Genomic DNA, 12,494 nt, shown 5'->3' with positions numbered 1-12,494 from the left:
CGTGCCGAGCATGGTGAGCGCGGAGCGCCCGGGGCGTTGCAGGAGACTGGCGAGTGACTCGGTGAGCAGGTCGCGAAGGGGGAGGGCGGAACGGTCAAGCATGCTCGGTCAGCACCCCGTCCCGGATCGCGACGGTGCGCGAGCCTCTGGCGGCGACCGCCGGATCGTGCGTGATCACCACGATGGTCAGTCCCGAGGCGTGTAAGTCCTCGATCAGCGCCAGCACCGAGGCCGCTGTCGCAGAGTCCAGATTCCCGGTCGGTTCGTCGCACAGCAGCAGGGAGGGACGATTGACCAGCGCGCGTGCGACGGCGACGCGCTGCCGCTCCCCGCCGGAGAGGTGCGTTGGAACCGCGTCGGCCCGGTGCGCGAGACCGACCTGCGCGAGCGCGGCGTACGACGCTTCACGCCGCGACTTGCGGGGCGCGCCGTTGTAGATCTGCGCGAGCGTGACGTTGTCCGCTGCGCTGCGGTGGGGGAGCAGATGGAAGGCCTGGAAGACGAAGCCGATGCGTCGGCCGCGCAACGCGGTGCGGTCCGCCTCACGCAGGCCACTGACGTCGATGCCGTCCAGCCGATAGCGGCCGGTGGTCGGCCGATCGAGTAGGCCGACGACGTTGAGAAAGGTCGATTTCCCCGAGCCGGAAGGGCCGATGACGGTGACGAAGTCGCCGCGATTGATGGTCAGGTTCGTTGTTCGCAACGCGATGACCGGAGGGGGACCGGGGTACGTCATGCCTACGGCTTCGAAGTCGATGACGGGTGCATCCAGATATCCGGGTTCTATTTCGGTCATGAGAGCCCCGTTCCGCTCTGTGCGCCGACCACGACGCGCTCGCCGGCTTTGAGCGAGCCCGCGACGATGGGCGTCACCGCAACGAATCCGTCTCCTGATATGCCTGCGTCAACCTCGATGCGCCTCGTGCTGTGCCCATCGGGCTGAAGGACCGACACCGTCGTCTTCCCATCAGCGCCCGATGTCACGGCGGAGAGCGGCACCACCAGCACCGGGCCGGGCGTGGCGGCGGAGGTCACGGTCAGCCGCACGTCTTGGCCCTCCCATCGGGAGTCCAGCGGGCTGTCCGGTGTCACAGTCACCGGGATATATGGCGCGCCGCTCTGCCCCTACGCGGAGCTGCTGCCGTCCGACCCGCCCGATGAGCCTGGGTTGGAGCCGCCGCTTGTCGTGACCTGACCGACCGTGCCGACCACGCCGGTCGCCTGAAGGCCGAGCGTCTCGGAGGCGATCTGCACCTTCATCCCTGGCTTGAGCAGGCCGCCTTGGTCGGTGGTCAGTTGCGCGGTGACCGCGAGTTGCCCGGAGGCGAGGGTGATCAGCGGCGCCTTGACCGGGTCGCCGACCTTCGCGGAGAACGCCACGACCTGCGCGGGGAAGCCAGGCAGGAACGCGGCCTCGGCGGCGGGCAGCATGGGACCGGTGCGCGCGGTCAGGTCCGCCCTGGCCTGCTTCGCCTGTTGCAGGGCTTTCTCAAGGTACTGCAACTGAACTTGCAGCGGTTCCGAACCGGAGCCACCGGAGCCGGGGCCGGCCGAAGGCGTGCCGGATCCGCTGGGACCGTTCTGCTTCGCCGAGCTCTGACTCGAGGCGCTCGAACCGCCGCCGGCGATCTGGCGCTGCATGTCGTTGACCGCGCGCTGAGCGTTGTCCACTGCGTCCTGGGCTGATTGAAGCGCGGACCGGTCGCCGTCGTCGCCCGGACCGCCGGTGGTCGGCGCGTCATAGCCAAGGTGCTGATACAGCGCGGTGACGGCGGCTTTGGTGGCCGGCCCGAAGTGTCCGGCCGGATCGCCGCCGTGATAGTGCCCGAGTTGCTTGAGCGCGTTCTGCAACTGCGCGACGTCGTTGCCGTCGTCGTTCGGCTTCAGGTCCCGATAGGCGGGGACGGCGCCCGGCAACACGATCAACGGTCGTCCCGATACCTCAAGCAGCACCGATCCCGGCTCCACACGGCCGCCGACCTTCGTGCGCACCGCGGTGAGCACAGGCGTGCTCGAACCCTGAGTCGCACTGGTCGGCGTGATCTCGTACTGGGCAGAGGCGGCCACGGTGCCGCGGGTGACCACGGTGTTGGCCAGCACCCGGTCGTCCACCGGCGCGGTCAGCACCGACGCGGGAGGCGCGGCGGCTTCGGCGGCCTGCTGCGCCGGCGACTTGACGAAGGTCGAGGCGACCAGGCCGCCGGTGGAGACGACCGCCGCGGCGAGTGCGACCCACAGCAGTACGCGCTGCCGTCTCGGCGCCGCCGCGTTCATTCTCGAGGAATTCGGCGGCGGGTCCGGCGCAAATGATTCGGCGCCTTCCGTATTTGTGCCAACCGTAGCTGCGCCGCCCAGATTTTCACTCCGCTCCGCGAATTCGAATTCTGCCGTGTGCGCCACCGTGTCTGCGGACATGGTCCATCCCTGCGAGTCGATCGGCATGGCGAAGAGGCCCCCGCGCGGCCGTCGAACGCGCCCCGGTGCCGGCCGCCACCACGACGATCCTGATCTGCCTACCAGCCGCCTGTCAACCCACTTCGTCGCCGTGACCGCAACACCCTGTCACGCTCGGTGATCGAAGGGAGCTGATTCCTGTGATCTGGGTCACAGAGAAATGCGCGATTTGCGCGTACATATCGCGCACATAGCGCGTCGGCTCCGGCGGATATATCGCGGACGGCAGCGACCTGATATCGCCCACGCTGCGTTACTTCCTTGACTACGGAACGAAATTCGAACCATTCTTCACAGCGGCGTGCACGCCGTCATCAAGGCTCTGAATCAGGGGTGCGGGGATCTTCGAGGGCTCAGGTTCCGGGGCCCGGCACCGTCACGTGAATGAGGGAGACACATCGTGAGCATCCGCAGGAAGCTGGCCGCCACCGCGGCCACCGGCGCCTTCGTAGTCGTCGGCCTGGCGACCGCCATTCCGGCCGCCTCCGCCGCCGAGGGCGATGGCAATTGCACCTCGAGCGACGCGGGCGCCGGCGGCGACCTGTGCCTGTACTACAACTCCTACGAGGCGGGCGCCCGCTTCAACGACCCCTACACCGACAACTACGCCGGCTGGACCTTCAAGGCGTGGACCAGCGGTACCGCGGGCGGAAGCAACGGCGCGGGCGTCGCGGTGAAGAACAACGCGGCCTCGGTGCAGAACTGGGACACCGTCCTCACCGGCTACGTCTACTTCAACTCCAACCAGCAGGGCCTCAAGCAGGGCTTCAGCGCGTTCACGGCCGGAAACCTGGTCTCCGGCCTCAAGAACAACAACGCGTCGCAGGGTTGGTAATCCGGCGGTGCGCGCCGGTGATCTGATCGGCGACCGCACCAAGCCGAGCTGCTGAGCGCGGGTGCTGCGCCCACTGGGATTGGGCGCAGCACCCGTGCCCTTCGCCATAACGGCCCGACCAGCTTAGTCGAGGACCCATGTATAGCCCACGCTTTCCGCGGCTCGGCCGCAGCCTGCTGATGCCCGCCGCCATGGCGGTACTCGCCGTGGCCGCCGTCGCGTCCTGCTCGTCTTCCGCGGCGGGCGGCGGCTCGCAGCCGGCCCAGGATGTAGGGCTGCCGCTCGCCCCGATTCATGTCGCGTCGATCCCGACGATCGCCGATAGCTCCTCGCTGGCTTTCCCGATCGACGCGTATCTGATCACGCAACAACAGCGCGCCGAAGTGGACAACGCGACCGTGATCATCGCCCGCCGTTGCATGCAGCGGTTCGGCTTCACCTACAACCCGATCTCGAAGAACACGAACGTCGGTCAGACCACCGAGACGAACGCGCCGCGCCGGTACGGCGTCGTGAGCCCGGCGCAGGTCGCAGCCCTCGGATACCATCCGCCGGCCGCAGACGTGTCGGCGCTGCGAGCGAGCGGGAACACCCTGGACGCCGCCGGAATCAGGGTGCTCACCGGAGGAGTGTCGCCAGCTCAGGGCGCGAGCACCACCGCGAAGGCCGGTCCCGCGGGCTCGTACAACGGTGTGCAGATCCCGGCCGGGGGCTGCCTCGGCGAGGCCAGGCGACAACTGACCGAGCACGGCGGGTCCGTCAACGACTCGCCGATCGCGCAAGCGATTGACGCCGACAGCCTCTCCCGCTCACAGCAGGAGCCGCAGGTCGTCGCCGTGTTCAAGCAATGGTCCGCGTGCATGGCCGCCAAGGGCTACAACTACGCCGCGCCGTACGACGCCGGCAACGACCACCGCTGGGCGACCAGCACACCCACCGCCGCCGAGATCCAGACCGCGACCGCGGATGTGGCCTGCAAGCAGAAGACCAATCTGGTCGGCGTCTGGTACGCGGTCGACGCCGCCCTCCAGACCAGCATGATCAACGCCCAGCAGCAGCAACTCGACGCCGTCAAGGACGGTATCGCGCAGGAGATGACGGCCACGGCGCAGGTCGCCGGCGCCGCGAACTGACTCCACATCAGGGTTCTTCACGACCGGCACTTAGGCGGTGTGTGCGCGGCCTGTCGCGGGGGCGGGCTGCCCGTCCGCGAAGCGCCGGCCCATGGGTCGAGCGAGGAGAGGAAACAATGAAACTCAGACGTCTCATACGCAGGACGGCGAGCGCCGTGGCGATGGCCGTGCTGCTCGGCCTGACCGCCGTCCTCGGCGCACAGAGCGCCTCAGCGGCGGCCGGTGGCGACGCCGGGTCGCTGGCCGCGGCGAATATCGGCAAGAGCGCGGGCACCTGCGCGAACAGCCCCACGTACAACAGCCTCGGCGGGTCCGAGTTCGACGGCAGCTGTACCGGCAGCGACGGCGGCAACACCTACGGGCCCGAGTACTGGTGCGCCGACTTCGCCCGCTGGGTGTGGCGCAACTCAGGCTTCTACACCGGCGGCCTGACCGCGGGCGCGGGCAGTTTCTACGTCTATGGCGAGAACAACGGCACGCTGCACACCTCCTCGTCATACTCGCCGAAGGCAGGTGACGCCGTCGTGTGGAGCTACGAGGGCGGCGGTTCGGCGCACCACGTCTCGATCATCACCGCGGTCAACTCCGACGGTTCGCTGGTCACCGCCAACGGCGACTGGAACGGCAACGGCGGCCACGGCGAGGCGGCCTTCGCCACCAGCTCCTCGGTCGTGAAGATCACCGTCCCGGCGGGCGAGACCACGCCCGGCACGTACGTCAGCGCCACGCATTACACGCTCTCCGCGTATGTGAGCCCGGTCGCGAGCGGCACCGGAAACAACCCACCGCCGGTCAACTCCGGTAACCCGTACAGCCCGAACTCGGTCTGCGGCAGCGGTTACGGCGTCATCGACTCGCACGGCCTGACCGGGGCGACCATCTACCTGCTCTACAACAACTCCAACGGCAACAACTGCGTGGTCACCCTCGCCACCACCCCGACCAGCGCGCACTCGATGAACGCGACATTGGCTGTGCAAGGCGGAAGTTCGGCAAGCAATCCAGGGACGTATACCTACTACGCTGGGCCGGTAACCGAATCCGCGCCAAGCTCGTGCGTGGAGTGGGGCGGTTCGTACGGCAGCTCGTCTTGGACCAGCGGCTGGAGCCACTGCGGCGGCGGCGCCGGCGCCCCGGCCCCGAGCGGCAACAACATCTACACCCCGACGCAGGTCTGCGGTAGCGGGTACGGCGTGATCGACTCGCACGACCTCGGCAGCGCGACGGTCTACCTGCTCTACAACGGTTCCTCCGGCGACAACTGCGTCACCACCCTCGCGCACAACGCCAGCGGCGCGGTGTCGATGAACGCCACGCTCGCCGTTCAGGGTGGCAGCTCGGCGAGCAACCCCGGTTCGTATACCTACTATGCGGGCCCGGTCATCGAGCACGCGCCGGACCAGTGCGTGCAGTGGGGCGGCTCGTACGGCGGCACCTCGTGGACCAGCAGCTGGAGCCACTGCGGCTCGGGCACCTCGACCGGGCCGGGTACTTCGAACCCGTATACCCCGACCCAGGTTTGCGGCGCCGGCTACAGCGTCATCGACTCGCACTTGCTCAGCGGGGCGACGGTCTACCTGCTCTACAACGGCTCCACTGGCGACAACTGCGTTACCACTCTCGCCAACAGCCCCGGCAGCGCGGTGTCGATGAACGCCACGCTCGCGGTGCAAGGCGGCGGCTCGGCGAGCAACCCGGGGTCGTTCACCGATTACGCGGGCCCGGTGCGCGAATACGCGCCGAGCTCCTGCGTGGAGTGGGGCGGCTCGTACGGCAGCTCGTCCTGGACCAGCGGCTGGAGTCACTGCGCCTGACGATCGGATAGTCGTGGACTGAGGTGACGGGTCCGCTGTGACGGGCCCATCACCTCGCCGCGATCGCGAATCAGCCTTTCATCAGGCCTCTCAATCAGCGTCCGCGTGCCGTGCCGCATACCGGCACGCGGACGCTTCGAGATTGTCGGCCCGTACTGCTGACTGTCGCTGACTACTTCGGCGTCACGAACTCGGGCTGGTCCAGGAGCCGCAGCCAGCTGCCGTCCGGCTGGCGCCGCACCACCTGCGCGCGAGCGCCCGCGCCGTCCTTCGGTGGAGTGGACGTCAGTGCGATGTCGCCGCTGAGAAGCGTCGGCAGCGGCGGCTCCGGCTCGAACTTCGGCCGGTTCGCCAGCACCTTCTCCCATAGCTCGCGGATCGCCGCTCGGCCCACGGTCCTGCTGCCCGGCGGGTACGCCATGACGGCCTGCTCTTCGTAGAGAGCTGCGATCCCGGCCGCGTCGCCGGCGTTCGCCCGCTCAACGAACAGGCGGGTCAGATCCTCTGGCTGCCACGCCTTCTCGTGCTCAGTCATGGTCTTTCCCTCCGCTTTCCTCGTCTCGTCTCTTTCCTTCCGCTCCAGGTTCTCGCCGAGCCGGCCAGAAGTCCAACAGATAGTTCTTCTTGTGGTTAGAATCAATGGTTATGGAACTGCGTCAGCTCGAGTACTTCGTAGCGGTCGCCGAGGAGGCCAACTTCACGCGCGCGGCCGAGCGAGTGCACATCAGCCAGTCCGGGGTCAGCGCGCAGATCCGGCAGCTTGAACGCGAACTCGGCGCCGAGTTGATCGACCGCTCCGGCCGCGGCGCGACGCTCACCGAGGCCGGCACGGCAGCGCTCGGTCACGCGCGTGCCGCGCTCGCCGCCGCAGACGCGTTGCGCCAGTCTGTCAACGAAGTCAACGGGCTGTTGCGCGGCAGCATCGTCGTCGGGATGGTCACCGCGTGTACGGTCACAGGGCTCTTCGAAGCCCTTGACTCGTTCCACCGCGCACACCCCGGCATCGACATCACGCTCGTTGAGGACAACTCCGACCGGCTGGTTGACCGGGTTCGCGGCGGCGAGCTCGATCTGGCTTTCGTCGGCACGACGGACGCGAAGCCACAGGGTCTTGATTCACTGGTGATCATCGACGATCGGCTCATCGCCGCCGTTCCACCGGACCATCCGCTCGCGCGGCAGACGGCGATTGAGATGCGCGACCTAGCCGCATATCCGATCGTCTGCATGCCTGCGGGAACCGGGCTACGCGCGGCGTTCGACAAGGCGAGCGCGAGCGAGGGCGTGCGTCCGTACATTGCGATGCAGGCCACCGCGCCAGGGACGATTGCGGATCTCGCCGCGCGTGGACTCGGCGTCGCGATCCTGTCGCAGTCCATGGCTGGCGCGTTCAGCGACCGACTCAAGGCGCTGATCATCGAAGATGCGCAGGTCCCGGCACTGCTCGCGCTCGTGTGGTCGACGCAGAGCCCGGCCTTGCAGGAGTTTCTGCGGCACTGCCGCCACGCGTTCTCGCTCGGCGCACGAGCGTCCGTTGCTTCTGGCGGCGGAGCTTAGGCCGTGTACACACGGCCAGGGCACGGGGAAAGTTTCGGCCACGCCGCCCGCCTAGTCCGCGGCCTCCTACTGTCTGCGATCTGCGCGATCCGTTCGCGCCAGGCCCCGGGAAGCTTTCACGCGCTTGACTTAATCGGTTAAGCGGATGAGCCTCCATCGCAACATCTCCCACCCATGCCCAGAGGAGTTGCGATGAAGCAACGAAGAGCCCTGCTGGCCTCCGCCGCCGTCGGCGCGCTGATGCTGGCCGGCGCCGCCGCGGTGACCGTGCCCACGATGGCCGCCGCGGCGAGCTCCGGCTGTCAGGTCAATTACGCGATCGCCAGCCAGTGGAACGTCGGGTTCAGCACCAACGTCACTATCACCAACCTCGGCAGCCCGATCACCTCTTGGACGCTGACCTGGAGCTTCGGCGGCAACCAGCAGATCACCCAACTGTGGAACGGCAGCTACACGCAGTCCGGCGCGAACGTCACCGTCAAGAACCTCTCCTACAACGGGTCGATCGCCACCAACGGCACCGCCAGCTTCGGCTTCAATGGCTCCTACTCCGGCACCAACGCGGTGCCCGCGAGCTTCTCCCTCAATGGCGTCGTATGCAACGGCACGCTCGGCTCGCCCTCCCCGAGCGCGACGCCGAGTTCGACCCCGTCCTCCTCGCCCTCGTCTTCACCGTCCAGCTCCCCGAGTTCATCGCCGAGCAGCAGCCCGAGCGGCGGCGGGGGCAACAACGGACCGGCCCCGGCCCTGCACGTCTCCGGCAACCACATCGTCACCGCGGCGGGCAAGACCTACCGACTGCTCGGTGTGAACCGCTCCAGCGGCGAATTCGCCTGCATCCAGGGCAACGGCATGTGGGACGGCCCGGCAGATCAGTCCACGGTCGATGCGATGAAGACCTGGAACGTGCACGTGGTGCGCATCCCGTTGAACGAGGAATGCTGGCTCGGCACCAGCGACGTTCCCGCGGCCGGCACCAGCGGCGCCGCGTATCAGCAGGCGGTCAAGGACTACGTGAACCTGTTGGTCGCCAACGGAATCAACGTGATCCTGGACCTGCACTGGACCTACGGCCAGTACACCGGCAGCGGCGCGGGCTGCTCCGACGTGAAGGCGACCTGCCAGAAGCCGATGCCCGACATGCAGTACACGCCGACCTTCTGGACGCAGGTGGCCACCGCGTTCAAGGGCGACAACGCGGTCATCTTCGACCTCTTCAACGAGCCCTACCCGGATGCGGCCGACGGCTGGAACAACCCCACCGAGGAGTGGACCTGCCTGCGTGACGGCGGCACCTGCAACGGCATCACCTACCCGGTCGCCGGCATGCAGACGCTGGTCAACACGGTCCGCGCCACCGGCGCCAGCAATGTGCTGATGGTCGGCGGCCTGGCCTGGGCCAACGATCTGAGCCAGTGGCTCGCCTATGAGCCCAAGGACCCGGACAACAACATCGTCGCGTCCTGGCACTCCTACAACTTCAACAGCTGCTCGAACGTCTCGTGCTGGAACACCAACATCGGTGCGGTGGCCGCGAAGGCGCCGGTCGACGCGGGCGAGATCGGCCAGAACAGCTGCGCTCACGACTACATCGACCAGGTGATGGCCTGGGCCGACGCCAACGGGGTCGGGTACTCGGCGTGGACGTGGAACCCGTGGGGCGTGTGCAGCAGCAACGGAAACGACCTGATCACTGACTGGAACGGCACGCCGACCAGCACCTTCGGATCCGGCTACAAGGCGCACCTGGTGACTCAGACCCCGTAGTCAGTCGGGACGGCTAGTTGACGTAGTCAAGTCCAGTGGCAGACGACTCGGCCGGCCGGCCCCCAGCGGCCGGTCGAGTTCCGTTGGCGCGTGGTCGCTGCCGTGGTCGCTGCCCTCGTCGCAGCTCGGCTGTCGTCGCATGACGTGATCCGAAGCCATGAAGAGACTTCGGCGATGGGCGCGCCAGTGGGCGATCGCGGTGGCGCTCGACCTCGCTGCGGTGAGCGTGTTCAGCTTGGTCTACAACCTCGCGACGCAAGGGGCCGTCCCGGCGCCGCCGGGCCTGACCTTCGTGCAAACCGGAGACCTTCGCACGCGATACGTCGAGTGGGGGACGCACGGCAGCCCGATCGTGCTCGTGCACGGCTTCGTCGAGTCCGCGGACACCTGGGTCCCAACGGCACGAATGCTCGCCGCCGATCACCGGGTCTACGCGATCGATCTCGACGGCTTCGGATACACGCAGCGGGTGGCACCGTATTCGACCTCTCATCTCACAACCCAAGTGCTGGACTTCGTCGCGGCGATGCACCTGACCCGGCCGGTGCTGGTCGGACATTCCAGCGGCGCAGCGGTCGTCGCGGCCGCCGCGCTGCAGGCACCGGGCGAGGTTGGCGGAGTGATGTTCCTCGACGGCGACGGGCTGCCGTTGTCGGGAGCGGGCCACCCGCCCTCGTTCATCAACCCGTATCGCACGACTCTGCTACGTCTGGTGTTGCGCTCTGACACCGCGATCCGGCTCATCTACGACATCACCTGCGGGCCGCAATGCCCCGCCCTCGATGCCGCTGGAGTTCAGCAGTGGCGACTGCCATTCCAGGTCGCCACGGCTGAACCCGCCACCTGGCAGGTCGTCGGGACCGGCATCCCGGCCCTCTCGACGACGCAGCTCGGCCGGCTCGCCACACTGGCCAGCGTCCCTAAGGCGGTGGTGTTCGGCGCCGACGATCCCGAGTACTCACCCGGTGCGGCCGCGAACACTGCCGCACTGATCGGCGCTCCGGCTCCGACGCTCATCCCGTCCGCGCGGCACCTGACCCAGGTCAGCAGCCCGGCAACCGTATCCGCGGCGATCGACGCACTCGCGGAGCGTGCCGGTGCCGGGGTCGGCGCAAGTGTCAGCTGACCGCACATTACTGGACACCCATTTCTCCGCTGACAAAAGCCTGTGCCGAAGCATTAGCTCGCGGACTCAGCGAGCCGGTCGAGTCCGGCAGAAACCCACGCGAACAACTGTCGCCCGCTGCCTGCTCCTCATCTCGTGGCTCTGATACGGTCCTGTCACCGTCGGTGGGCCCGGCTGGACTCACCGAACGAATCTCACGGGTGGTGTGGCGTTATGGCGATCGACGATTTGCCGGGCCCAGTCGTCACGTTTCTCAACGTGATCGGCGTTGAATGGCCGTACATCAACGAGGACTCGGTGATGCAGTTCGCATCGCTGGTGCGGCAGTTCGCGCAGGCGGTGCAGACCACACATCAGGACGCGACGACAGCGATCCATGGCATCGCCCAGGGATACCAGGGTGCGTCGACGCAGCAGCTGTCCTCAGGTTGGCAAGAGCTTTCCGCGCGACATGTGACGGAGTTGGTGGACGGCTGCGCGGTCCTCGCCGACGCACTCGAGGTCGCCGCAGGCTACATAGTGGCCCAGAAGGTGGCCGCAGTCGCCGAACTGATCGGCATGGCCGCCACCTTCGTCGCCGACCAGGCCGCTGCCGTGGCGACCTTCGGCATCGCGGAGGCGGCGGTCCCAGCGATCATCGCCGCGGGCAAGAAGCTGATGGAGTCGCTGGTTCAGGACCTGGAGCAGTACATCATCGGCCAAGTCGTCGAAGCCGCGGCCAAGCCGCTTTTCGCGAAGGTGGCCGAAGCCATGTCAGGCCTCGACTGGTCCAAGACCACCCCCGCGGCCACCGAATCGACCGGCTTCTCGTTGGACGAGCAGCTTGTGCGCATGCACACGGAAGCATTGCGGCAGCACGCGCAGACGTTCCGGTCGCACGCGATCACGTTCCAGCAAGGCATACGAGAGCTGAGCTTCTGATGTCCGGCGGGGAGGGAGCGGCGGCCTTCAAGGGCATCGCGGACGGCGCGGACGAGGCACTCGGCAACGCGGGCCACGCACTCGGCGACTTCGTCGAAACCACGTCGCAGACCGCGGATAAGGCAACCGACGCGATGCTCGCCACCGAGGAGCAGAACGCCCAAGCCATCGCGAAGGTGATGCCCAGCGGCGCGGCCTCCGAGGAGCAGGCTGCGACATCCGGAAAGTTCTCAAGCATCCTGGACCCGCAAGCCAGCGCCGTCTCGATCCCGTGGGAGGGCAAAGGCGGACTTCGACTGAGCCCGGAGGAGAACGCCGCCGCGGATAGGTTCCTAGCCCAGGCCAAAGACGCCGAGTCGAACATAACGCCCGTGGTCATGGGTATCAGGGACGAGGTCCCGGGCGCGCAGACCGTCGGCTACCCGGACTTCGTCCTGAAGAGCGCGGACTCCTTCAAGCGCAAGCTCGCGACGGAACTGTCCAGCCTCCCGAACCGGGATCTCAATATTGCTTTGGGGCGCATGAAGGACTCCGTTCGCTACACGATGCAGTTCAGAGACGAAGGGGCCGCATATACCGACAGCATCAACGTCGCGATGCAGAGGTTCACCGATGCTGGCATCAAACCAGTGGGCTTCCGCAACGCCTGGGGCAAGCCCGGCTATCAAGGCATCAACAGCTGGTGGCAGGACCCGGCCACCGGACACACCTTTGAAATGCAATTCCACACGCCGGAGAGCTTCGACGCCAAGATGGTTACTCACGATCTGTACGAGCAGGAGCGACTTCCGGGCATCTCCCAAGAACAGCGGGAAGCGTTGCAAGCACAACAGGGCAAGATCTTCGACGCCGTACCCCGGCCGATCGGCGCATCCAGAATCCGACCG

At 67.3% G+C, this 12,494-nt stretch carries 11 protein-coding genes and 1 pseudogene; 8 read left to right on the top strand and 4 right to left on the bottom strand.

Translation table 11 applies throughout. The annotated features are described in order from the left end of the window. Positions 1-94 precede the first annotated feature (94 nt). From VN779_RS18335 to VN779_RS18325, 3 genes are read right to left on the bottom strand one after another with little or no spacing between them, the layout of a single operon-like run. A complete protein-coding gene (locus VN779_RS18335; RefSeq protein ID WP_325724934.1) occupies positions 95-796 on the bottom strand; it encodes an ABC transporter ATP-binding protein in 702 nt (233 codons plus the stop codon). Next, complete coding sequence (locus VN779_RS18330) at positions 793-1,098, bottom strand: hypothetical protein (RefSeq protein ID WP_325724932.1); 306 nt, start codon at positions 1,096-1,098, stop codon at positions 793-795. Before VN779_RS18330 ends, VN779_RS18335 begins: the two co-directional genes overlap by 4 nt. Positions 1,099-1,125: 27 nt before the next feature. Next, positions 1,126-2,274: a peptidoglycan-binding domain-containing protein gene (locus VN779_RS18325; RefSeq protein ID WP_325724930.1), complete on the bottom strand. Its 1,149-nt coding sequence runs from the start codon at positions 2,272-2,274 to the stop codon at positions 1,126-1,128. 580 nt (positions 2,275-2,854) lie between these two features. Here VN779_RS18325 and VN779_RS18320 point away from each other — a divergent pair. The 3 genes from VN779_RS18320 to VN779_RS18310 all read left to right on the top strand — a co-directional run bounded on the left by VN779_RS18320 (position 2,855) and on the right by VN779_RS18310 (position 6,236). Further along, positions 2,855-3,289: a hypothetical protein gene (locus VN779_RS18320; protein ID WP_325724928.1), complete on the top strand. Its 435-nt coding sequence runs from the start codon at positions 2,855-2,857 to the stop codon at positions 3,287-3,289. A gap of 137 nt (positions 3,290-3,426) precedes the next feature. Beyond that, the gene (locus VN779_RS18315; protein WP_325724927.1) at positions 3,427-4,422 is read left to right on the top strand and encodes a hypothetical protein; all 996 of its coding nucleotides are present in this window, start codon (positions 3,427-3,429) and stop codon (positions 4,420-4,422) included. A 116-nt stretch (positions 4,423-4,538) separates the two neighbouring features. Beyond that, complete coding sequence (locus tag VN779_RS18310) at positions 4,539-6,236, top strand: CHAP domain-containing protein (protein WP_325724925.1); 1,698 nt, start codon at positions 4,539-4,541, stop codon at positions 6,234-6,236. Positions 6,237-6,408: 172 nt separating this feature from the next. On the opposite strand, the gene VN779_RS18305 is transcribed toward VN779_RS18310, so the two are convergent. Then, positions 6,409-6,771, bottom strand: coding sequence for a YybH family protein (locus tag VN779_RS18305; RefSeq protein WP_325724923.1), 363 nt, complete (start codon positions 6,769-6,771; stop codon positions 6,409-6,411). A gap of 110 nt (positions 6,772-6,881) precedes the next feature. Here VN779_RS18305 and VN779_RS18300 point away from each other — a divergent pair, with 110 nt between their 5' ends. From VN779_RS18300 to VN779_RS18280, 5 genes and pseudogenes are all read left to right on the top strand, one after another. Next, entirely contained in the window at positions 6,882-7,793 is a 912-nt protein-coding gene (locus tag VN779_RS18300) for a LysR family transcriptional regulator (RefSeq protein WP_325724921.1), read from the top strand. Positions 7,794-7,985: 192 nt separating this feature from the next. Continuing rightward, positions 7,986-9,560 (top strand): cellulase family glycosylhydrolase, encoded by a 1,575-nt coding sequence (locus VN779_RS18295; RefSeq protein WP_325724919.1) that lies wholly within the window; start codon positions 7,986-7,988, stop codon positions 9,558-9,560. Positions 9,561-9,717: 157 nt separating this feature from the next. Then, complete coding sequence (locus VN779_RS18290) at positions 9,718-10,686, top strand: alpha/beta hydrolase (protein ID WP_325724918.1); 969 nt, start codon at positions 9,718-9,720, stop codon at positions 10,684-10,686. 213 nt (positions 10,687-10,899) lie between these two features. Then, on the top strand, positions 10,900-11,607 hold the full coding sequence (locus tag VN779_RS18285; RefSeq protein ID WP_325724917.1) for a hypothetical protein: 708 nt from the start codon (positions 10,900-10,902) through the stop codon (positions 11,605-11,607). Continuing rightward, positions 11,607-12,494: pseudogene (locus VN779_RS18280) on the top strand (hypothetical protein); the annotation flags it as partial. The gene VN779_RS18285 and the pseudogene VN779_RS18280, both read left to right, overlap by 1 nt.

Origin of the sequence: Actinocrinis sp., assembly GCF_035605935.1 — a bacterium.
Taxonomy (GTDB): domain Bacteria; phylum Actinomycetota; class Actinomycetes; order Streptomycetales; family Catenulisporaceae; genus Actinocrinis.
Note: the sequence above shows the minus strand (reverse complement) of the source record. Positions and strands in the feature narration are given on the sequence as shown.